We start from the raw sequence: 22,395 nt of genomic DNA on the forward strand, positions 1-22,395 counted from the left end.
TGTTCGAAGCAACAGGCCGCTGCGCTGCGGGCGCGCTCTGCGCCTGCCGGCGAGCGAACACGCCATTGGCGAAGAGTAGCGCTGAAGCATCGCGGTCTCCGACCGGCTCAGGCAAACACGTTGTTGTCGCGCACGATCACCGCAAAGCGATCCGACAGTTCGACCAGCGCGACCTCGTGAACGACATCCGCCGGGATTTCGCCACCGCGTCCGTCGGGCAGCGCGCGTGTGGCACAGCTGCCGGCATCAATGGTGACGCGAAAGCCGAGATCGAGTGCGGCGCGCGCCGTCGAGCTGACGCACATATGGGTCATCAGGCCGACGATGACGATGTCCTTGCGCCCGGTCGCGGCGAGGCGTGTCTGCAGGTCGGTCCCGGCGAATGAGTTAGGCAGCGCCTTCTCGATCACCGCTTCACCGGCTTGCGGCGTCAGTTCGGAGACGATCTGGCCGCGCGGTGCTTCGCGGTCGAACAGGCCGCCGGCCTTACCCTTGTGCGCGATGTGAAAGACCGGAGCTCTGGCCCGACGCGCCGCGGCGAGCACGCGGGCGGCGCCGGTGACGGCGCCGCTTGCGCCCGGCAGCGCGATCGGCCCGGACAGGTATTCGTTCTGCAGGTCGATCAGCACCAAGCTGGCATCACTCAGCCTGGCAGGCGAAAGGTCTGCCCCGGCGAGTTCGAGCAGGGTTTTTGCTGCGGTCATCATTCATTCCCTTTCCTCAAAATTCCGATCCGGTGAATATAACGGCCTGCCTCGCGGCATTCACGCAGGACTCCTGCAGCCACTGGCTGCAAATTTGCAGGCAGATGGCGGCCGTGCTAGCGAGGCGCATGACCGGCCCCGACCTCAACTGGGACGACCTGCGCATCATCGCCGCGGTGAAGGACGAAGGCACGTTCGCCGGCGCCAGCGCCCACCTGCGCATCGACGAGACCACGGTGGCGCGCCGGCTGGCCCGCATCCAGCGCGCCCTCGGCGTGCGGCTGTTCGAGGCCGCCGACGGCCTGCGCAAGCCGACGCCGCAGTGCGAGCGGATTCTCCGCCATATCAGCGACATGGCGCTGCAGGTCGCGAAGATCGGCCAGATCGGCGACAGCGTGCCCGACCTCGCCGGCCGTCTGCGCATCGCCTGCACCAATGGCATCGCCGAACAGATCCTCGCACCACGGCTGGCGCCGTTCCTGGCGCAGCATCCCGGCCTCGCCATCCAGCTGCTGTCGTCGAGCGAGAACGTGCAGTTCTCGCGCTGGCAGGCCGACATCGCCATTCGCCTGCGCAAGCCGGACAAGGGCGACTTCACCATCGCCAGACTGTCGGACATGCGGCTGTACTTCATCGAGCCGGCGACCGGAATCGACACGCCGGTCGTCTGCGCCTACCCGCCCGAACTCGACCAGATTCCCGAAAGCCAGTTTCTCAAGACCAGGGGCCTGCAGCAGCAGGCTCGCTGCGTCACCGACAACATCCGGGTCATCCACACGCTGCTGCTCAGCCATCGCGCGGTCGGCGTGCTGCCGGACTATCTCTGCGCCGACCTGCGCGCCGACAAGCGCCTGAAGGCGACGTCGCTGCCCAGGCGTCGCGAGATCTGGCTGCTGCTGCAAAACCACCTCAGGCAGGATCGCGCCGCCCGTGTGGTCATCGACTGGGTCCGGGAGTGCTTCCAGCACAAGGACCAGCCGTGACGCCGCAGGCTCGCAGGCCCTCTGCAGGCCCGCCGACGCAGACAATTCGATTCAAATCGACCGGCCCGGCTTAGCCGCGTGACAAATCCTCCATGGGAGGAACGGCCTCGTTGTCCATGCGAGGTTCATGATGTTGCGCGCAGCGCTGTTTCGCCCTGTCCTTTGTGCCGCGATCGCGCTGGCGTGCCTCACCTGCACGGCGCGCGTCGGCGCGGCCGCCGGCCTCTATGTCAAGGTCGGCGCGCCCACGTCGACGCCGCCGATCGGATGGGTGCAGTTCTGCCAGACCTATTCCGGAGAGTGTGACACGCAGCCGCTGCCGCCACGCGACATCGTCCTCACCGACGAGGCCCTGCACGACCTCGGGCGTCTCAACGCCTTCGTCAACCGCACCATCAGGCCGATGACCGACCGGGAGCACTACGGCATGGTGCAATGGTGGCGCTATCCCGACGACGGCGCCGGCGCCTGCCACAGCTATGCGCTGCTCAAGCGCCGCCTGCTGATCCAGGCCGGCTGGCCGCGCCAGGCGCTGCTGATGACCATCGTCCGCCAGACGAATGGCGAGGGGCATGCGGTGCTCACGGTCAAGACCGATCGCGGCGAGTACATTCTCGACAACATGACCGACGAGATCTTGCCGTGGTCGCAGACATCCTACGGCTTCCACAAGCGCCAGTCGCAGGACGATCCGAACCAGTGGGTGTGGCTCGAGGAAGCCCGTGCCGACATGGCAACGGCTTCCCCGCGCACACGCTGAAGCGTTATCGAGCGCAGCGGCAACTGCGCTCGCGCCTTAGGGCGTCGTGCTGTCGACGTGCAGGTCGATGCCCGGGCGATCCCGGATGGTCGACACCGCCGCGAGCGAAATGATCGACAGGATCATGATATAGACGCCGATCGCCCATGAGCTGCCGTACACGCCGATGATCCATTGTGCGATCATCGGTGCGAATGCGCCGCCGAGAATGGCGCCAAGCGCGTAGCCCACCGACACGCCGGAGTAACGCACCTTCGCCGGATAGAGTTCGGCATAAAGCGCCGCCTGCGGTCCATAGGACAGCCCGAGGCCCATGGTCAGCCCGACCGCCGCGACGAAGAACAACAGGATGTTCCTGGTGTCGATCAGGAACCACATCGGCACAGCCCACAGCACCAGGATGGCGTAGCCGACCTGGAAGGTGCGCACGCGGCCCCAGCGATCGCCGAGCACGCCGCCGGCGAGGGTGAAGACGAACCAGCTCACCGCGCCGAGCGTCGAAACCAGCAGCACCTGGTCCGCCGGCATCTTCAGCGTGTTCAGCCCGTAACTGATCATGAACGCAATGAAGATGTAGCCCGCGGCGTTGTTGGCCATGAACACCAGCGCGGTACGGAAGATCTCGGCGCTGTGGTTGCCGAACAGATCGCGCAGCGGCGCCGAGGATTCCTTCTGGCGGCGGATCATCTCGGCGAACACCGGCGATTCCTCGACCGAGCGGCGGATGACGGCGCCGATCACGATCAGCACGATCGAGAACAGGAACGGGATGCGCCAGCCCCACTCGGCGACGGCCGACTTGCCGAGCGTGGTGGTCAGGATCCACAGCACGCCGGTGGCGAGAATCATGCCGATCGGCGTGCCGATCTGCGGGAACGAGCCGAAGAAACTGCGCCGGTGCGCCGGTGCGTGCTCGACGGCCATCAGCGCCGCGCCGCCCCACTCGCCGCCGGCCGAAAATCCCTGCAGCACACGCATCAGGATCAGCAGCGCCGGCGCCCACGCGCCGATCTGGGCATAAGTCGGCAACACGCCGATCGCGGCGGTCGCCACGCCCATCAGCACCAGCGTCATCACGAACATCGCGCGGCGGCCGAGCCGGTCGCCGAGATGGCCGCACAGAACGGCGCCGAGCGGCCGGAACAGGAACGACAGGCCGATGGTCGCGAACGACACGATCTGGGCGAGCAGCGGATTGTTCTGGACCATCGGCCCGAAGAACTGCGGCCCGAACACGAGGCCGGCGGCCTGCGCGTAGACGAAGAAGTCGTACCATTCGATGGTGGTGCCGACGAGGGTCGCGACCAGCACGCGCTTTTCGTCCGCGCTTACCCCCACAGCCCCGCCGCGGCCCGGCGCCGCAGCCACATAGGTTTCCATGACGTCCCTCCCGAAGTGTTCTTGTGGCGATCGGGACGGCCAGCCGGCGCGCGCCGGCGGCGCGACGCTTCGCCACACCTGACGCAAAAGGTATATTGGTGTGACTACATCTGGCAAACGCATGCATGGCATGCACTTTGCCCCCTGCAGGCTGCCGAAGCGAACGCGACAAGCTCACCCGACGCCGCCCAAGCGGCTGGGAAATAACGACTTTTAGAAAAAGAGCGACTGGGGCAAAAAAAGATTCAAAAAAATCCGACCCGATGTCGATCTGGCCGTTGCCCGCTCGTCGTGAAGGCAGGACGGCCATCACGGCCGCCACAAACGAAGGAGACGACACATGCGCGTGATGGTGCTGGTCAAGGCGACCAAAGACAGCGAATCCGGCACGTTGCCCTCGGCCGAACTTCTCGAGGCCATGGGCAAATTCAACGAGCAACTGATCAATGCCGGCATCATGCTGATCGGCGACGGCCTCAAGCCATCGTCAAACGGCAAGCGGATCGCCTTCGACGGCCCGAGCCGCGCGGTGATCGACGGCCCGTTCGCCGAGACGCGTGAGCTGGTGGCGGGTTTCTGGATCTGGCAGGTCAAGGACCTCGACGAGGCAGTGGAGTGGGCGAAGCGCTGCCCCAACCCGATGCCCGGCCCGGGCGAGCTCGAGATTCGCCCATTGTACGAGGTTGCCGATTTCAGCGACGTGATCACGCCCGAGCACGCCGAACGAATCCACAACCACCGCCAGAATACGCCCGGCTACTGATGGTTCCGGTCGCCGCCGCCGCTTGTCCCGCCTGCGGCCTTGCCGTAAGCGAGACGGGTGGCGGCGACCGAGACCCATCGTGCGATCGAGACCGTATTCCGGATCGAGCAGGCCCGGCTGATCGCCGGTCTCGCCCGGATGGTTCGCGACGTCGACCGCGCCGAGGAACTGGCGCAGGACGCCCTGGTCACCGCGCTCGCGGAATGGCCAAGGAGCGGCATCCCGACCAATCCCGGCGCCTGGCTGATGGCGACCGCCAAGCGGCGGGCCATCGATGGCTTCCGCCGCGACACCATGCTGGCGCGCAAGCATGCGGAGATCGGCCGCGATCTCGACGACGCCACCGTTGACCATGTCGAACAGCTCGATGCCGCCCTCGACGACGATCTCGGTGACGAGCTGCTCGGTCTGATCTTCACGGCGTGCCACCCGGCGCTGTCGCCGGAGGCGCGCGCGGCGCTGACCTTGCGCCTGATCGGCGGTCTCACCACCGACGAGATCGCCCGCGCCTTTCTGATGAACGAAACCACGATCGCCCAGCGCATCGTCAGGGCGAAGAAGACGCTGGGACAGGCGCGCCCGACCTTCGCGGTGCCGGCGGGCGAGGAGCGCCGCGACCGCCTCGCTTCGGTGATGGAGGTGATCTATCTCATCTTCAACGAAGGCTATGCCGCGACAGCCGGCGACGACCTGATCCGCCCGGCGCTGTGCAGCGAGGCGCAGCGCCTCGGCCGCATCCTCGCCGGCCTGATGCCCGACGAGCCTGAGGTGTTGGGCCTGCTGGCACTGATGGAGATCCAGGCCTCCCGCCTCGCCACACGCACCGCACCGGACGGCGCGTTCATTCCCATCACGGCACAGAACCGCGCCCGCTGGGACCGCCTGCTGATCGGTCGCGGCTTTACGGCGCTCGCGCGAGCCAAGGCGCTCGGCGGCGCTGACGGTCCCTATGCGCTGCAGGCGGCGCTGGCGGCATGCCACGCCCGCGCGCCGCGCGCTGAAGATACCGACTGGGCGGAGATCGCCGCGCTCTACGATCGCCTGCGCGTGGTGCGGCCCTCGCCGGTGGTCGATCTCAACCGCGCCATCGCCCACAGCATGGCGTTCGGTCCCGAGGCTGGCCTTGTGCTGCTCGATACGCTCGACCGTGCCGACGCGCTGGCCGGCTACGCACCACTGCCGGCGGCGCGCGGCGACATGCTGTTCCGAGCCGGCCGGCTGGCGGAAGCGAAGGAGGCGTTCACCGGTGCGGCCGCCCTCACCCGCAATGCCCGCGAGCGCGATTTCCTGCTCGGCCGCGCGGCGGCCTGCGATCGCTGACAGGCGCCGATAGCCCTCGCTCAGCGCGGCGTCTGCCGCGCGGCCCACGCCGCATAGAGATCCGCGTCCCCTTCGGGCCGCACCGGAACGTAGCGGATCGTCATCGATTGTTCGGCGAACGGTTTGGCAAGATCGGCATAGATCGCCGCGGTCGACAGGCCGACCGGCGCGCCGTCGTCGTTCGAATAGGCATAGTAGACCTCGTTGACGCCGGCGAGACGCATCGCCGCCATGCACATCGGGCACGGATGGCCGCTGGCATAGACCGCGGCTCCGGCGAGGCTGGGCGAACCGAGCTTGTGGCTCGCGGCACGGATCGCCATCAGTTCGGCATGTGCCGTCGGGTCGTTGGTCGTGAGAATCTCATTGACGCCGGTCGCGACGACCTCGCCGTCCTTGACCAGCACGGCTCCGAACGGCCGGCCTCCGGCCTCCATATTGGCCCGCGCCAGCCGAATGGCCTCACGCAGATGCTGTTCGGTTTCGCTCATGATCGTCTCCCTCGAGTACGGGACCGCAACGCGGCCATCGGACACCGTCTTGTATCGGGATCGGCCGTCGCGCTCCAGCGAGCCATGACCTCTCGAACGCTAGCCGAGGACGACACCCTTTTCGGCGAGATACGCCAGCAGCCAGGCCTCGTCACGGAACACTTCGGCCTGGAAGCCGGCCTGCCGCGCGCCGTCGACATTCGCCGGCATGTCGTCAAAGAAGATCGAGCGGCCGGGATTGATCCCCGCGCGTGCGGCGACGACCTCGAACGATCGCAGCGACGGCTTTTCATGGCCGATGAGATGGCTGAGGAAAGCGTCGTAGCCGCCAAGCTCGCCGTTCGACGCGGCGAGGATGAAATCCCAATGCTCCTGATTGGTGTTGGAGAAGATCACGATTCGATTGTGCCGCGACAGCCGGCCCAGCACCGTCACCATGGATGGGTCGACCGCCAGATGGCAGCACCAGTCATCCACGAACACGGACCACGGCGCATCGTAGCCAGCCTCGGTCCTGAGCTGATCGTGGAAATCGCGGATCGGCGTGCCGATGCCCCAGCCGCTGCCGCGGCTGAACAAGGCGACCACCTCGTCACGGCCCCATGCCGGCGCGCAGCGCGACGCCAGACGCTCGAACAGCACGGCATTGTCATGGCGGACGACGACACCGCCGAGATCGAAGACGAGGGCTTCAAAGGGAGAGGACGACATTGTGGCCGGACTCGCGGACGTGGACACGGCCTGCGGCGCGCACCCGATGCCTGGGCGACCGTAAGGACCGCGGCCGGCAAAGTCGAGGCGCGGGCGCCGGGCCGGATCGGCTTGCGGACCGGGGCGATCGGCCCCGCCGGGACCGGCCGGGGACGGGAATGGCTCGCTGCGGAACCCGCCTGCCCCTTTCACGTCACATTCTGGTTGGTTGAATTCGGCCGCCCGCGGTCTTATGCGTGTCGCCATGAACACCGCCATTGCCGCCGCCAAGCCGCTGAATTCCTGGCCCCGCCACCAGGCGCACCCCGGGACGCCGGCTCCATTCCTGCCGATGAGCCGCGCCGAGATGACGGCGCTCGGCTGGGATGCCTGCGACATCGTGCTGGTGACCGGCGATGCCTATGTCGACCATCCGAGCTTCGGCATGGCGATCATCGGCCGCCTGCTCGAGGCCCAGGGCTTTCGGGTCGGCATTATCTCCCAGCCCGACTGGCACTCGGCCGAGCCGTTCAAGGCGCTGGGCAAGCCGCGGGTGTTTTTCGGCGTTACCGGCGGCAACATGGACTCCATGGTCAACCGCTACACGGCGGATCGCCGGCTGCGCCATGACGACGCCTACACGCCCGGTGGCGAAGGCGGCAAGCGGCCGGACCGCTGCACTCTCGTGTACGCCCAGCGCTGCCGCGAGGCATTCAAGGACGTGCCGGTGGTGCTCGGCGGCATCGAGGCGTCGCTGCGCCGCATCGCCCACTACGACTACTGGTCCGACAAGGTGCGCCGCTCGGTGCTGGCCGACGCCAAGGCGGACATCCTGCTCTATGGCAACGCCGAGCGCGCCGTCGTCGAGGTGGCGCACCGCCTCGCGGACGGCGAGAGCCCGCGTGACCTTGCATCGATCCGCGGCACCGCGCTGTTCCGCCGCGTCCCCGAGGGCTACACCGAGCTGCATGCCGACGACCTCGATTCCGCCGACGAAGGTGCGGCGCGCCATCGCGGCGACACCGTGATCCGCCTGCCGGCATGCGAGCAGGTCGAACAGGACCGCGAGGCCTATGCCCGCGCCTCGCGCGTGCTGCACCGGGAGAGCAATCCCGGCAACGCGCGGCCGCTGGTGCAGCGCCATGGCGACCGCGACCTGTGGCTCAACCCGCCGCCGATCCCGCTGACCACCGAGGAGATGGACGGCGTCTACGACCTGCCCTACGCCCGCGCGCCGCATCCGTCCTACGGCGACGCCAAGATCCCGGCGTGGGAGATGATCAAGTTCTCGGTGACAATCATGCGCGGCTGCTTCGGCGGCTGCACATTCTGCTCGATCACCGAGCACGAGGGCCGCATCATCCAGAATCGCTCCGAGGGCTCGATCCTCCGCGAGATCGAACGCATCCGCGACAAGACGCCGGGCTTCACCGGCGTGATCTCGGACATTGGCGGCCCGACCGCCAACATGTACCGCATGGCGTGCAACGACCCGAAGGTCGAGGCCGCATGCCGGCGGCCATCCTGCGTCTTCCCCGAGATCTGCCCGAACCTCAACACCTCCCACGATGACCTGATCCGCCTCTATCGCAAGGTGCGCGAGGTGCAAGGCGTCAAGAAGGTGATGGTCGCCTCCGGCGTGCGTTACGACCTTGCGGTGAAGAGCCCGGAATACGTCAAGGAGCTCGTCACCCATCATGTCGGCGGCTATCTCAAGATCGCGCCCGAGCACACCGAGCGCGGCCCGCTCGACAAGATGATGAAGCCGGGCATCGGCACCTATGACCGCTTCAAGGAAATGTTCGATGCCGCCGTGCAGCAGGCGGGCAAGAAATATTTCCTGATCCCCTATTTCATCGCGGCGCATCCCGGCACCACCGACGAGGACATGATGAACCTCGCGCTGTGGCTCAAGAAGAACCGCTACCGCGCCGACCAGGTGCAGACCTTCCTGCCCTCGCCGATGGCGACCGCGACCGCGATGTACCACACCGGCGTCAACCCGTTGCGCGGCGTGCGCCATGGCGGCAGCGACGAGGTCGAGACGATCAAGGGGCTGCGCCAGCGCCGCCTGCACAAGGCATTCCTGCGCTACCACGATCCCGACAACTGGCCGCTGCTGCGCGAGGCGCTCAAGGAGATGGGCCGCGCCGACCTGATCGGCTCACGCCCCGACCAGCTCGTACCCGCCCATCAGCCGCCCGGCACCGGCAAGGCTGCCGGCACCCGCCGCCCCATCCGCGACGGCGGCGGCAGCAAGACGCAGCGCTTCACCACCAAGGGCGTGCGCATCAGGAAGTGACGCCGCTGGCGTCGGCGAGTGCCGACCGGCCAAGGCAAGAAGGGGGCACGCCTGCCTTGGCCTCGCGGCTTCCCGACCGGCGTGTCCAGCCGGCCGGGTGGTCGGTGCCGCGTGTCGTCACCAGCTGAAGCGCGCGCCACCCGACAGCTGATGGCTTTCGGCGTTGCGGCGGAACTCGCCGTTGTAGGCGGCGAACAGCCGGAAGTTGTCGTTCCACCAGCCGGAGAGCTTGGCGCCGACGACGGCCGCATCGCGGCCGGGCTGCGCGGCCGCGACCGTGAAGGTCTCGTCGAGCAGCGCAGCCTCGCTGACCAGCGTGGTGTCACGCAGGTCATGCGCCCAGGCGAGCTTCACTTCCGGCACGATGGTGACGCCGTCGGTCGTGCGCAGCCGTGCGCTCAGCGCGACGCCGGCGGTCGTGGTCAGCTTGTCGTAGGTCTGTGCGGCATAGACCAGCCCGAACGGCAACTGGCTTTCGCTGTAGCCGTCGCGGCGGAAGCCCTGCCAGTTGATCCCGGCGAACGGCTTCAGCGTCACATTCGTCGCCAGCGGAATGCGATAGCCCGCTTCCAGCGAGGTGGCGACGCCGACACCATTGGTGCTGCCCTGCAGCGACGACGACGTCAGCAGGATCTGCCGGTTGGAGGTCATCTGGCTCGGACCGGCGGCGACACGCACGTCGACCACGGCCGCGCCCGGCGTCCAGCTCGCGTAGAGCGCGCCCGCATAGGTATCGGACGTGCCGCGGATGTCGGTGCTGGTCGCGGTGGTGCGCGCATAGCCGAAGGCGCCGCCGGCGGTCAGGTTCGCCGAGAACTGCCGATCGGCGCCGACCGTGAAGCCGCCACTCGCGGTCTTCGATCCGGCGAGCTCGCCGGCATCGCCGACCCGGCTGCTGCGGCCGAAGCCCTGGCCCCAGACGCTCCAGCCGTTCTGCACGCGCTCCGACGGCGCGATGCTGGCGAAGGCATTGGCCGCCGAACCGGTCTCGGCGCTGACGACGCCACGGCCGGCATAGGACAGCGCGAACGACTGCGCGGCGCCGGCCTGGCCCGGCTCGGCACCGAGCAGCAGCATGCCCTGACGATCACCGATCGTGCCCATGATGCCCGAGAACGCCTGCAGCGACGCGCTGGCAATCGCCGGCTGGCCGGGGCCGCCGAGTTGCGACAGCGCCTTGTCATACTGCTCTTCCGTGTCGAGATTGTAGAGCGCATCGAACAGCGCCTTCTCGCCAGACCCCGGCATCACGCCGGACGCGACACGGTCATGGTCGAGAATCCTGGCGACCGCGACCCGCGGCGCATCGCGCGGCCCGGCGCTGACAAGCCCGCTGAAGCTGAGCGGCGTCACCGCCAGTGTGATCGAGGTGGGGCTGTAGATCAGATCGAAGCGGCCGTTGGCCGGCAGGCCCGACGTCGGCTGCACCAGCGTCGAGAACGTGCCGGCCGTACGCGCGCCGTTCTGCGCCTGCACGAACGCGAACTCGGTGCCGATCGCGGGCGTATAGTTGCTGACCGTGCCGACGCTGCCACGCAGCACCGGTGTGACGGTGCCGGCGGCATAGAACACGTTGCCGGCGCCGGTGACATAGATCTTGTCGTAGGTGCCGGGGCCGCCCGGCACGTTCAGCGTCCCGTCGATATCGATCCGCGTGGTGGCGGTCGACGTCAGCGTGACATTGCCGTTGAAGGTCAGCGATCCGACCGAATTTCCGGTCAGCACGGTGCCCGGCGCGATCGAACCGTTGGCGACGAGATCGCCGACATTGGGCATCTTGCCCGGCGAGAGCGTGCCGGCGATGACACTGTCGCCGTTGACTGTACCAAAGCCGGCCAGGGTGGCGGGCTGTTCGACATTCAGCTTGTGCCCGGCGCTGAGGCTCAGCGTGCCATCGACCGCGAGGGTGCCGAGAGCCGCCGTGACATTGCCGCCCGCATTGGTGCGGCCGGCGATGGTCAGGATGCCGTCACCCGTCTTGGTGAAATCACCATCGGTGTTCAGCAGCCGGCTCCAGAAGGTCGTGGTGTTTGCCGCGACCGACACGTTGGTGTTGGCCGCCAGCGTCGTCGGACCGTCGGTGGCGCGATCGAGCCTGATCAGGCCGTAGCCGAACACGGAATCGACCCCCGGCGCGCCGAGATCTTCGGCGGTCGAGAACAGCAGATGTGACAGGTCCTGCGCGTTATAGGTCGGATTGGCCTGGATCAGCACGGCGATCGCGCCGGAGACGGTGGGCGCCGCCATCGAGGTGCCGCCCATGGCCCCATACGTGTTGCCGGGAATGGACGAATAGACCTCGGGACCAGTCTGGTCATCACCGCCGGGCGCCGCGACGCACCAGCTCGCGGTCACGCCGCAGAGGTTGGAATACCACGCGGCAGCCTTGGTGTTGCCAACCGACATCACGGCGATGAGCTGACCATTCTGGCGCTGCAAGGCGGTGCCATCCAGCCCCTGCCCCTGGTCGTCATAGACCCCGAGATTGGCGTGAGCCGGATTAAGGAAGGGCATCAGCGCCAGCCCGGACGGGTTGCGCGCGGCGATGGGATTGCTGCCGCGGTCGTTGCCATTGGCGGCAACGATGATCTTGCCAGCCTTCAGGGCATTGAAGGCGGCGTCACCTTCCGCGGAGATGTTGCCGATCGTCCACTGCGTCAGGTTCTTTTCGCCGTTGTAGTTGGGCCCATAGCTGGCGTTGTAGACCATGGTCCCGTTCAGCGTCGCGAAGTAGTTCAACGCGCTGGCACTGGGATCGACGATGCCCGGCGCCGCCGATGAATTCTTGTCGGTCAGCATCCGAAGCGGGATGATCATGGCGTCATACGCAACGCCATGCATGTCGACGTTGTCGAATTTCTCGGCCCCGACGATGCCCGCGACATGCGTGCCGTGACTGTCGGTGGCCGACAGCGGCGACAGGTTCGCGGTGTTGTAGACCCCGCCCTGGGCGACATAGTTGCGACCAAGGTCAAGCCGCAGCTTGTTGACGAGCGCCGCGTTGGTGGTGTCGAAGCCGGTATCGGCGACGGTGACATTGACGCCGGCGCCGGTGAAGCCACGTGCGTAAGCTGCTGGCGCACCGATCATGGTCAGATTCCACGTCTGATCATAATTCGAGGGCAGCGGGCTCGGCAGGTTCGGCGAATTGTTCACCGCCATCGCGACGTTCTGGTACGACGTCGCGCCAGTCGCGGACGCACCCGCCGTCCGCGTTGCCAGAACCTGCGCCGCATTCGGAGCCAGCGCCATCGGATGGCCCGAGGTGAGAACGCCGAGGTCCGCCGCTGTCGTCAGATCGCGAAACGCTGATGGCGCGAGGCCCGACGCGTGACGCAGAACCGCATCACGCAGCTCCGGATTGCGGTACGTGCGATCATAGACCTGCGCGATCAATCCGCGCTCGCCTTGCCGCAGTGCGTCGGCGAGTTCTGCCTTCATCGCCGCGGGCAACGACGCGGCCGGCGCAGACTTCGACTTCGAGACACCGGGAGACGCCTGGTGAACAGCGCGTTCGGATGCGAGCACCGGCGTGGAAAGAAAGGTCGTGCTCAACAATGTGGAGCAAATGACAGCGGTCGAGACGTCGCGAAAATTCCCCATGCGCCCCACGGACAATATCTCCCCTTCAAAATATTCGAGGCGCGGGGGTGACAACCATCCCGTCATCGCCTCGGAAGTCCGGGTCGCTTCTAGTATGGCGTTCGATCCGTTGGACAGTCTCTGGCCGCCGCCACGGCGCTTTTGACTTGACGATGCGTCTCAACTGCCGGATCACATTCTTCCCGTGGATACCCCCATCGCGACATATCGACGCATGAAAATCTTCGACATCACGGAGCCGGCACGCTCCATCATCCGCGCCGCGCCGACAGCCGGGCTTTTGCCGGAATGGCTGAAAATCACCGGCAGGCATTCAGCCGATTGAGAATGTCACACAGGTCCGTCAGATCATCGGGCAACTTCGCGGCATCGACGGCATCCCGATCTCCACGAGCAGAGCAAGCAATCCATGTCCGAACTTCCGAGGCTCTTCTACGTCACCACCGCACTGGAAGAGCCCAACGCCTACCAGACATGGAGCGCGGTGCTGTCCCCGTTGTTCGAGCCTCGTCCCTGCGGGCCGTCCGCGAAAACACCGACAGGTTCGGCGGCAGGCATCATCATCGGCGATCTCCTGATCGCGCGGGTCATGTTCAACGCCCAGAACTTTCTGAGGGACGAGGAGCGCATTCGCGCCACCCCGGATCACATCCTGTTTCATCTCTATACGAGCGGCGGATTCAACGGCCTCATCAACGGCCAGCGGACGGTGATCGGCCCCGGCAAGGTCGCCATCATCGACCTCGCCCACGGCGTCGACACACGCGCCTTCTCGTCGAACACGCTGTCTCTGATCGTTCCTCGAAAGCTGCTCGGCGACCTTCCTCTGGAAGCACTCAGGCCTCGCCTCGATCCGCACCGCAACGACTTGCTCGCAGCCCATATCGTTTCGTTGCGGGAACGAAGCGCCCAACTGCGCCAGGCCGACGTCGAAGCGACCGTCGCCGGGACGGTCGACTTCCTGAAGGCCCTGTTGGCCCTTAACCCCGAAGTGCGGCCCGCACAGATGACCGAGGCCGACGATGACAACACGCTGTCGCTGATCGAGGCGACCATCCGCGACAATCTCGCACGACCGGACTTGTCGCCGGACTGGCTGGCGGCGCAGCTCGACTTGTCGCGAGCATCTCTCTATCGCCTGTTTGCGAGCCATGGCGGCATCATGCGTTATGTCCAGGAACGTCGGCTTCTCGCCGTCCAGGCCGCCCTTAGCGATCCTCTCGAGATGCGCCGTTTGTCGCGCCTGTCAGCCGACTTCGGCTTCAAAAGCGAAGCGCACTTCAGCCGGAGCTTTCGCAGCCGCTTCGGCGTCACGGCAAGCGACTATCGAAAGGCGGAGCTCGCCATCTCCGCACGGACCCAGCTCACGAGCCCCGAGGTCGTCCAACATTGGTGGACCAGTGTCCGGGGATGACGCGGATTTAGACGCGACCTGGACGCGGACCTCGACGCGGACCTGAACGCGCGCGCTGGCCACGGCGGCATTGAGACCGGCAGCAGGCTGCTCCGGCCAACGCCGGCATGCCCTTCCCCTACCAGGCGTAGCGCACCGTGCCCTTGCCGGCGTAGCTGCTGGTGGTGCGAGAGAACTCGCCTTCGAAGCGTCCGCCCAGCGACACGCCGCTCCACCATTTCATGTCGGCACCGGCGGTGACCAGCGCGGAATCGGCCGCAGGCTGCGCGCCGTTGACCGTGAACGCCGTCCCCGGCAATGCCTGGAACGCGGCGGTGACCGGACGGTCAGTGCTGGAATCGTGCGCCCAGGCGAGGCGACCGCGCAGCGTCAGCACGCCGCCGGCCAGTGCGAAGTCCTTGTCCAGCCGCGCACCGATTTCGCTGCGCACATTGGTCGTGGTCTGCCCGCTGTAGGCCAGCGCGAACTGGTTGCTGCCGACGGCGGCGTACTCGTTGTAACCCGGCAGATAGATGCTCGTGACCTGAACCGCCGCATAGGGCGTCACGCCGACCGCGGCGGCAGGCCAGGGCGCGAACCGCCGGCCGACTTCGCCGCGCGCGGAGAAGGTGCTGGCCTTGAAGTTCGCACTCAGCTTGTCCATGCCCGACACCGCCACGGTGCGATCGGTGGTGACATCCTGCCAGCCGTAAGCCAGCGCTGCGGAGATATAAACCGCTCCGATGGTGTGCCGGCCATAGAGGCCTGCCTGAAACAGGTCGGCGCGACCGCCGCCGAGGCTGTCCGACAGCGAAAAATTGAAGCCGGCGCCGCCGAGCGCGAAGCCGACCAGCGTGTTTGGCGACACCCGGTAGTCGGCACCGACGACCGTGCCATAGATGCGGCTGGTGGTGGTGCTCGTGCCCGACGCGGCGTTGCCGCTGACCGTGCTCGCGCCGCCATAGCCGGACCCCCACACGCCCCAGCGGTTGTCAAAGGGATCGCTGCGCCGGTCCGATGGCGTCACCGCGGCATAAGCCTCGCGAGTCCTGGCATCGCCGCCGGTCGGAGCATAGCCAAGCGCGCCGCCGTCGCCGGAGGCTCCGCCTCCACCGCGCTCGCCGTCCATGCCGCCACCGCCGAACGGATCGAGCATCGAGACGAACTGCTGCATCGCATTGAACGCGCCTTGCGTGCCGGCAGCACCCGGCTGGCCGGACACCTGATTGAGCGCCCCCATCTGCTGCGCGCCGCCCATGTTGAGCAGCGCGTCGAAGCCGGCTGGCGGCGTCGCGCCGCCCAGCACCGCTCCGTTGATGGCGGCGGCGACCCTGGCCTGGTTACCGCTCGCGCCGGGAGGCAGCATGATCAGGCCGGGATCGAGCACGAGGTAGACGTTATTCGGATCGTAGGTGAGGTGCGGATTGCGCGCGAGTGGCGCGATGCTGCTGCCGGTGAGGCTCAGGCCGGCGAACCGCGTCCCGCCGAGCCCGCCGGTGGCATTGAGGATGGTGTAGGTCTGGCTGCGGAAACTGGCGGGCAGCGCAACCGCCTGCACGGTGCCCCCGGTCAAGGTCGCGACGCCGAGCACATTGGTGCGGTCCGCTGATGTCGGCGAGATTTCGACGCGGTAGATCGAGCCAGCGTTGAACGTCAGGGCGCCATTGACCGTGATGGTGCCGATCGAGTTACCAGGCGCCAGCGTGCCGCCATTGTTGATGACGGTCGTCGGCAGTTGCCCGGTGCCGCCCAGCGTGCCGCCGTTGTTGACGACGACAGCACTCGACGTGACGATCGAGCCGTTCACCGCCAGTGTACCGCCGTCGACGGTGGTCGCGCCGGTATAGGTGTTGACGCCCGACAGGGTCAGCGTGCCGCTGCCGACCTTGACCAGCGAACCACCGGTCGCGCTCAGGCCGAACAGGTTCGCGTAGCACGCCGTGCCGCTCGCGCCGCAGTCGCTGATCACGCCGCTGACCGTCGTGCTGAGGTTGTTGCTGCCGACGGTGAGTTCCCGTGCCCCCAGATAGACATCGCCGGCTCCCGCAATCGAGCCGACGGCGAGTTTGCCGTCATTGGCAGGGCCGGCGCTGTGCGAGAAATCGACCTTGCCGCCAGCGTTGTTGACGACGGTGGCGTTGCCTCCGGTGCCGTTGACGAAGAAGCCGAGCGTGCCGGTGTTGGTGATGACGGCGTTGCCGGCGGTGCTGCTGTCGGCGAACTGCAGGATGGTGTTGTTGGTGATGGCCGCATTGCCGGCGGTGGTGGTATCGAGAAACGAGACGCCATAGCCATTGTTGATGATGACCGCACGACCGGCCGTGCTGGTGTTCATGAAAATGATCTCACCGCTGGCCGTATTGGCGAGGGTCGCGGCGCCGGCGGTGCTCGCATCGAAGAACATCAGACCATAGTCACTGGAAATGGCCGCGTTGCCCGCCGTGCTCGTGCCGTGGAAGTTGATCATGTTGTGGTTGGTGATGGTCGCCGTGCCGGCGGTGCTGGTGTCGTTGAAATTGAGCTGGGCGCTGCTGGTGTTGACGATGGTGGCGCTTGCGGCCGTGCTCGCATCATTGAAGCTGACGAAGCCGCCACTGTTGTTGGTGATTGTCGCATTGCCTGCAGCGCTGCTGCCCTGGAAACTAACGAGGCTGTTATTGTTGGTGGTGATGCTGGTGATGCCGCTGCTGTCAGCGTTGACGACGCTGAACGTAGCGCCGGCGCCCACGTTGACGGCCCCCACGATGGAGCCGCTGCGGCCGGCACTACCGAGTTGCAACGTGCCGAAGTTGATCGTGGTGCCGCCGCTATAGGTGTTCGCCCCGGACAACGTCACGATGTCGATGCCGCTCTTGATCAGCGCGCCGCTGCCCGCGAGCGCGGCATCGATGGTGCCGGCCTGAACGTCGAAGACGCCTGACGACGACAGGGTGCCGTTGGCGATGCGGCCGCCGGTCAGCGTCAGGCCGCCGTTCTGGATCTGGGTCGTGCCGCCGAGATCGAGCGTGCCGCCCGCCACCGTGGTGGCGCCGCTGCTGCTGCCCAGCGTGCCGCTGCCGCTGATTTGCAGCGTGCCTGCATTGACCGTGGTGCCGCCGGTATACGTATTGGCTGCCGACAGCGTCGCCGTGCCGGTGCCGGTCTTGGTCAGCGCGCCGGCACCCGCGAGAACGGCATCGATGGTGCCCGCCTGAGCGGCGAATCCGCCCGACGACGACAGCGTGCCGTTGGTGATGCGGCCGCCGGTCAGTGTCAGGCCGCCGTTCTGGATCTGGGTCGTGCCGCCGAGATCGAGCGTGCCGCCCGCGACTGTGGTGGTGGCGCTGCTGCTGCCCAGCTTGCCAGTGCCGCTGATTTGCAACGTGCCTGCATTGACCGTGGTGCCACCGGTATACGTGTTGGCTCCTGACAGCGTCACCGTGCCGGCGCCGGTCTTGGTCAGCGCGCCGGCGCCCGCGAGCACGGCATCGATGGTGCCCGCCTGAACGGCGAATCCGCCTGACGACGACAGCGTGCCGTTGGTGATGCTGCCACCGGTCAGCGTCACACCGCCGTTCTGGATCTGGGTGGTGCCGCCGAGATCGAGCGTGCCGCCCGCAACCATGGTGGTGGCGCTGGTGGCGCCGAGCGTGCCGGTGCCCGCGATCTTCAGCGTTCCTGCATTGACGGTGGTTCCGCCAGTGTAAGTGTTGGCGCCGCTCAGGATCAGCGTGCCGGTACCGGCCTTGGTCAGCGCACCCGGGCGGGCGCCCGCGTCGGCGATCACGCCGGACAGCGTGAGCGTGTTGCTGTTGCTGTCGACCGTGCCGCCGGCGCTGCCCAGCGCAATGGCGTTGCTGATGGTCAGATTGTTGGCGCCGGCCTGGAGTGCGCCGCCATTGATCGTCACCATGCCGGCGCCGAAAGCGGAATTGTTGCCCGCCGCGAGCGTTCCACCGCTGATGGTCGTGCCGCCGGTATACGTGTTCGCCCCCGACAGCGTCACCGTGCCGGCGCCGGTCTTGGTCAGCGCGCCGCTGCCCGCGAGAACGGCGTCAATCGTGCCGGCCTGAACGCCGAAGACGCCTGACGACGACAGCGTGCCGTCGGTGATGCGGCCGCCGGTCAGCGTCAGGCCACCGTTCTGGATCTGGGTGGTGCCGCCGAGATCGAGCGTCCCGCCCGTCACCGTGGTCGCGCCGCTGCTGGCACCCAGCGTGCCGGCGCCCGCGAGCTGCAGCGTGCCCGCATTGATGGTCGTGCCGCCAGTATACGTATTGGCGCCGCTCAGGATCAGCGTGCCGGCACCGGCCTTGGTCAGCGCGCCCGGGCTGGCACCAGCGTCGGCGATCACGCCGGAGAGCGTGAGCGTGTTGCTGTTGGTATCGACCCTGCCGCCAACGCTGCTCAGCGCAATGGCGTTGCTGACGGTCAGATTGTTGGCGCCGGCCTGAAGCGTGCCGCCGTCGATCGTCACCATGCCGGTGCCGAACGCGGAATTGTTGCCGGCCACGGCCGTCCCGTTGATGGTCGTGCCGCCGCTGTAGGTGTTGGCCCCGTTCAGGACCACGGTGCCGCTGGCGATCGCGATCGCCGCGCCCGCGCCAGTGCCGGGACCGAAGCCCTGTCCGGCCGCGACGCTCGCGGCGCTGTCGTCGGCAATGGTGCCATTGATGGTCAACGTTCCGGTCGGGCTGAAAGTGGTCGTCGTGCCGCTCATCAGGAACAGGCTGGAGCCGGCGGCGGCGCCGCCGCTCGAGCTGTAGGTGCCGGCGCCGGCCGTCACGCTGTTGCCGGTGAACGAACCATCGCTGATGGTCAGGCTGGCGCCGCCGCGGACAAACACCGCACCGCCGAAGCCCGCGCCCCCGCCGCCATAACCGGTGGAGCCGCCGCCGCCGCCGACGCCGCCCGAACCGGCGCTTCCAAACAACGTACCGCCGCCGCCGCCGCCAAAACCGCCGGCACCACCGTTCATGCCGAATCCGGAGCCACCACCACCGCCGCCGAAGCCGCCGTTGCCAGCGTTTCCGCTGTTGGTGCCGCCACCGCCGCCACCGAAGTCGCCGCCATTGCCGCCATTGCCGCCGCCGTTGCCGCCGGCGCCACCGCCGCCGCCGCCAATTCCGCCGTCGGTGCCGGCACCATGGGTACCACCGGTGCCGCCGGTACCCGCGGCGAGGCCGCCGCCACCGCCACCGCCACCGCCATCGATGTCATTGGAGGTGCCCGAACCACCGGCGCCGCCGCCAAGGCCACCGCCACCGCCGCCACCGCCGGTCTGGAACGAAAACCGGACGCCCGACGCGCCACCGGCACCACCGCCGTTCGCACCGGAACTTCCGCTCGTCCCCATGCCACCGTCGCCGCCATTGCCGCCAGGACCGCTACCGCCAGCACCGCCGGGAATGCTGGTCCCCGCGTGATCGGTCGGACCACCGCTGCCGCCACCGCCACCGCTGTAGCCGCCGCCGCCGCCGCCCGCATTCTGTCCGGCGCTGCCGCCACTGCCGCCCAACCCGCCGCCACCGCCACCGCCGGGTGTGCCGCCGGCGGTTGCAGTGCTGCCGCCATTGCCGCCGGCCGCGCTGTTGTTGGCAAAACTGACATTGCTGATCGTGGCGTTGCCGGTATTGACGAAGATCGCACCGCCGGCGCCGAGTCCGCCACCACCCCTGCCAGCACCGCTGCCGCCCTGGGCATTGCCGCCGACCAGCGTGACGTTCTGGATCGTCGCCGCGCTGTCGAGGAAGAAGATCCGGTTGTTGCCTTGCGCGTCGATCGTGTGGCCGTTGCCGTCGATGGTGATGTTGGCCGCGACCGGCGGCAGCAGCGTCGTGCCGAGTGCAATGTTGTTTTGCAGCAGGATGCGATCGCCCGCCGCAGCGCCCGCGATGGCCGCGGACAGCTGCGATGCATCGGACACCAGGATGTCGCTGGCGGCGGCAGGCGTCGTCCCGATCGCCGGAAAGGCCAGCGCGATGACAAGGGATGTCGATGCGAGCCACGCCACCCGCAACCTCTGCTTGCCAACCAATCGCCCCACGACCATCACGACCACAATGCCCCCTCCCCCTCGCGCGATATGGATCAGCCTCCCCGCTCATCCATGCGCAACCGTCTGCAGCCCGGGAAATCGAGGGCGCTATACTTTCATCTCACTGGAAGAGAGCAGCGTCCTGAAATCGCTGGGGATGGCGTTCTGAAAATTTCTGAAATTTCCACTTCAACGCCGTTTTCAGTAGTGTTTTGCTGTATTTAGTCCGCTCACGCCGCCTGGGGGGTCTTCGTGTTTCGTTTCGCCGGTTTCGAGCTGGACCAGCAGCGCGCCGAGCTGCGCGGGCCTGACGGCGTTGCCGTCAAGCTCCGGCCGAAGACCTTCGAAATGCTGCGGGTGTTCGTCACCAATGCCGGTCGCATCCTCAGCAAGCAGGAACTGATGGAGGCCGTCTGGCCGAACGTCCACGTCGGCGAAGACAGCCTCTTCCAGTGCATCCGCGAGCTGCGTGCCGCGCTCGGCGACGAGCAGCGGCAGACGATCAAGCTCGCGTCCGGCGGCGGCTATGTTCTGACCGCCGAGGTGAGCGCCGAGCCAGCCGAACCGCCTGCCATCCCGGACACCTCTGCCATCCAGCCTGCGGACGACGCACCCGCACCGCCGGCTGAAACGGTCATCGAACCGTCGCAAGCCGAGCGGCCGGCCTTCGCCTTGCGCGGACGTGTGGCGATCGCCGCCGCCATTCTCTGCACCATCGTCGGCGTTGCCGTCGCGGCGACGACGTTCTGGCCGGGCCGCATCATCAAGCAGACGCAGCCGGTCATCACCGTCATGCCAATCGTTGACACCAGCAGTGATCCCGGTGGCGCAAGGATGGCACAGGAGGTCACCAGCCGCCTCGCGGACGGCTTCGCCAAGATCGACAATATCCGGGTTGTCGCCACGGCGCGGCGCGAAGCGTCTGCCACGCCCGTGGTGCCATCCGATTTCGAAATCCGCGGCGAATTGCAGTATGGCGAGCCATCGTGGACGCTGCGCGCGCGCCTCGTCAGGACGGCCACCGGCGAGGTCCAGTCGGTGGCGACCGTTTCGGTCGGCCCCGAGGCAGCGGACGCCCAACTGCAACAGTCGCGCCTCGCTGCGGGCGTCGGTCATCCGCTTGCGCGCCGCTTCAACGAACTGATCGAGGCCAGCACATCGTCCGTCCCCCCGGAAGCGGCTGCCGGAAAAGCCAAGGTCGTCATCGAGCAGGCGACGGCATCGATCAATCAGACCACACGCGAGCGTTTCGGCATGGCGCAGAGCATGCTGCAGAAGGCGCTCGCCGACGCTCCCGACAATGTCGATATCGCCGTCGCACTCGCCTCGCTTCAGCTGCGCGGCATCCAGATGGTCTGGTTCAGCCCCGACCAGGCGATCGCAGTCGAGGCCGAGGCCAGCGCGACGCTCGAGCGCGCGTTGCGCGCCAGGCCCAATTCCATCGCGGTGCTCGAGACCTATTGCCGCTTTCTGAGTGCAACCAACCATTTCGTGGAAAGTCTCGTGGCCTGCGCCAGGGTCCTGAGCTTCGACCCCTGGCACGGCGGCGCGCTCTATCTCATCGGCCTCGGACAGGTCAATCTCGGCCGATTCGAGGACGCGCTCGCGACATTCCAGCAGGCCGACCGGTTCGATACGCCGGCGGTCTCCCGCTGGACGTGGCTGCTGGGTGTGGCATGGGCCAACATGCTGATGGGCCGCGACGCCGAAGCACTGCCATGGCTGCAACGCTCGCTTGCCATCACCGGGGCATCGGGCCGCCCGTACATGATGTTGGCCGCCATCCACCAAAAGGCCGGGCGGTTCGACGAGGCAAGGGCGGCGATGCAGGAGGGACTGAAATTGCGGCCCGGCACGACGCGGCTCAACGTCAGTCCGCCGACCAAGAACAGCAGCCCCGTTTTCATCGAGGCGACGGACAGAATCATCCAGCACATGGTCGATGCGGGACTGCCGGAGCGCTGACATCGGCGATCGACACCCGTCTGTC

13 protein-coding genes are annotated in these 22,395 nt (G+C 67.3%); 7 read left to right on the forward strand and 6 right to left on the reverse strand.

The features are described 5' to 3' along the window. Positions 1–107: 107 nt before the first annotated feature. Positions 108–704, reverse strand: coding sequence for a cysteine hydrolase family protein (locus JQ639_RS17800; RefSeq protein ID WP_211967429.1), 597 nt, complete (start codon positions 702–704; stop codon positions 108–110). A 128-nt stretch (positions 705–832) separates the two neighbouring features. Here JQ639_RS17800 and JQ639_RS17805 point away from each other — a divergent pair, with 128 nt between their 5' ends. Together JQ639_RS17805 and JQ639_RS17810 are read left to right on the forward strand one after the other, a co-directional pair. Continuing rightward, positions 833–1,687: a LysR family transcriptional regulator gene (locus JQ639_RS17805; protein WP_211967430.1), complete on the forward strand. Its 855-nt coding sequence runs from the start codon at positions 833–835 to the stop codon at positions 1,685–1,687. Between the two features lie 130 nt (positions 1,688–1,817). After that, entirely contained in the window at positions 1,818–2,447 is a 630-nt protein-coding gene (locus JQ639_RS17810) for a transglutaminase-like cysteine peptidase (protein WP_211967431.1), read from the forward strand. Positions 2,448–2,483: 36 nt separating this feature from the next. On the opposite strand, the gene JQ639_RS17815 is transcribed toward JQ639_RS17810, so the two are convergent. Further along, the gene (locus tag JQ639_RS17815) at positions 2,484–3,827 is read right to left on the reverse strand and encodes an MFS transporter (protein WP_211967432.1); all 1,344 of its coding nucleotides are present in this window, start codon (positions 3,825–3,827) and stop codon (positions 2,484–2,486) included. 340 nt (positions 3,828–4,167) lie between these two features. Between JQ639_RS17815 and JQ639_RS17820 the strand changes: the two genes are divergently transcribed. Then, entirely contained in the window at positions 4,168–4,590 is a 423-nt protein-coding gene (locus JQ639_RS17820) for a YciI family protein (RefSeq protein WP_211967433.1), read from the forward strand. 57 nt (positions 4,591–4,647) lie between these two features. Next, positions 4,648–5,910, forward strand: a complete 1,263-nt coding sequence (locus tag JQ639_RS17825; RefSeq protein WP_211967434.1) for an RNA polymerase sigma factor — start codon at positions 4,648–4,650, stop codon at positions 5,908–5,910. A 20-nt stretch (positions 5,911–5,930) separates the two neighbouring features. On the opposite strand, the gene JQ639_RS17830 is transcribed toward JQ639_RS17825, so the two are convergent. Continuing rightward, positions 5,931–6,401 (reverse strand): nucleoside deaminase, encoded by a 471-nt coding sequence (locus JQ639_RS17830; RefSeq protein WP_211967435.1) that lies wholly within the window; start codon positions 6,399–6,401, stop codon positions 5,931–5,933. Positions 6,402–6,500: 99 nt separating this feature from the next. After that, positions 6,501–7,370 (reverse strand): HAD family hydrolase, encoded by an 870-nt coding sequence (locus JQ639_RS17835; RefSeq protein ID WP_211967436.1) that lies wholly within the window; start codon positions 7,368–7,370, stop codon positions 6,501–6,503. Between JQ639_RS17835 and JQ639_RS17840 the strand changes: the two genes are divergently transcribed. Beyond that, a complete protein-coding gene (locus JQ639_RS17840) occupies positions 7,357–9,393 on the forward strand; it encodes a YgiQ family radical SAM protein (RefSeq protein WP_211967437.1) in 2,037 nt (678 codons plus the stop codon). The genes JQ639_RS17835 and JQ639_RS17840 overlap by 14 nt on opposite strands. Positions 9,394–9,510: 117 nt before the next feature. On the opposite strand, the gene JQ639_RS17845 is transcribed toward JQ639_RS17840, so the two are convergent. Next, complete coding sequence (locus JQ639_RS17845; protein WP_249123285.1) at positions 9,511–12,834, reverse strand: autotransporter domain-containing protein; 3,324 nt, start codon at positions 12,832–12,834, stop codon at positions 9,511–9,513. Between the two features lie 571 nt (positions 12,835–13,405). Here JQ639_RS17845 and JQ639_RS17850 point away from each other — a divergent pair. Further along, positions 13,406–14,410: a helix-turn-helix domain-containing protein gene (locus tag JQ639_RS17850; protein ID WP_211967439.1), complete on the forward strand. Its 1,005-nt coding sequence runs from the start codon at positions 13,406–13,408 to the stop codon at positions 14,408–14,410. 118 nt (positions 14,411–14,528) lie between these two features. Here the strand turns inward: JQ639_RS17850 and JQ639_RS17855 are convergent, their stop codons facing one another. Beyond that, on the reverse strand, positions 14,529–20,420 hold the full coding sequence (locus tag JQ639_RS17855) for an autotransporter-associated beta strand repeat-containing protein (RefSeq protein WP_283811644.1): 5,892 nt from the start codon (positions 20,418–20,420) through the stop codon (positions 14,529–14,531). Between the two features lie 237 nt (positions 20,421–20,657). Here JQ639_RS17855 and JQ639_RS17860 point away from each other — a divergent pair, with 237 nt between their 5' ends. After that, positions 20,658–22,370, forward strand: a complete 1,713-nt coding sequence (locus JQ639_RS17860) for a winged helix-turn-helix domain-containing protein (protein WP_211967440.1) — start codon at positions 20,658–20,660, stop codon at positions 22,368–22,370. The last annotated feature ends 25 nt before the right edge of the window (positions 22,371–22,395 follow it).

It is taken from the genome of Bradyrhizobium sp. U87765 SZCCT0048 (genome assembly GCF_018131225.1).
GTDB lineage: Bacteria > Pseudomonadota > Alphaproteobacteria > Rhizobiales > Xanthobacteraceae > Bradyrhizobium_A.

Excerpts from the sequence above, each read along its gene's own strand:
- JQ639_RS17800 (WP_211967429.1), bottom strand. The coding sequence starts at position 704 with ATGACCGCAGCAAAAACCCTGCTCGAACTCGCCGGGGCAGACCTTTCG.
- JQ639_RS17805 (WP_211967430.1), top strand. The coding sequence starts at position 833 with ATGACCGGCCCCGACCTCAACTGGGACGACCTGCGCATCATCGCCGCG.
- JQ639_RS17810 (WP_211967431.1), top strand. The coding sequence starts at position 1,818 with ATGTTGCGCGCAGCGCTGTTTCGCCCTGTCCTTTGTGCCGCGATCGCG.
- JQ639_RS17815 (WP_211967432.1), bottom strand. The coding sequence starts at position 3,827 with ATGGAAACCTATGTGGCTGCGGCGCCGGGCCGCGGCGGGGCTGTGGGG.
- JQ639_RS17820 (WP_211967433.1), top strand. The coding sequence starts at position 4,168 with ATGCGCGTGATGGTGCTGGTCAAGGCGACCAAAGACAGCGAATCCGGC.
- JQ639_RS17830 (WP_211967435.1), bottom strand. The coding sequence starts at position 6,401 with ATGAGCGAAACCGAACAGCATCTGCGTGAGGCCATTCGGCTGGCGCGG.
- JQ639_RS17840 (WP_211967437.1), top strand. The coding sequence starts at position 7,357 with ATGAACACCGCCATTGCCGCCGCCAAGCCGCTGAATTCCTGGCCCCGC.
- JQ639_RS17835 (WP_211967436.1), bottom strand. The coding sequence starts at position 7,370 with ATGGCGGTGTTCATGGCGACACGCATAAGACCGCGGGCGGCCGAATTC.
- JQ639_RS17845 (WP_249123285.1), bottom strand. The coding sequence starts at position 12,834 with ATGAAGGCAGAACTCGCCGACGCACTGCGGCAAGGCGAGCGCGGATTG.
- JQ639_RS17850 (WP_211967439.1), top strand. The coding sequence starts at position 13,406 with ATGTCCGAACTTCCGAGGCTCTTCTACGTCACCACCGCACTGGAAGAG.
- JQ639_RS17855 (WP_283811644.1), bottom strand. The coding sequence starts at position 20,420 with ATGGTCGTGGGGCGATTGGTTGGCAAGCAGAGGTTGCGGGTGGCGTGG.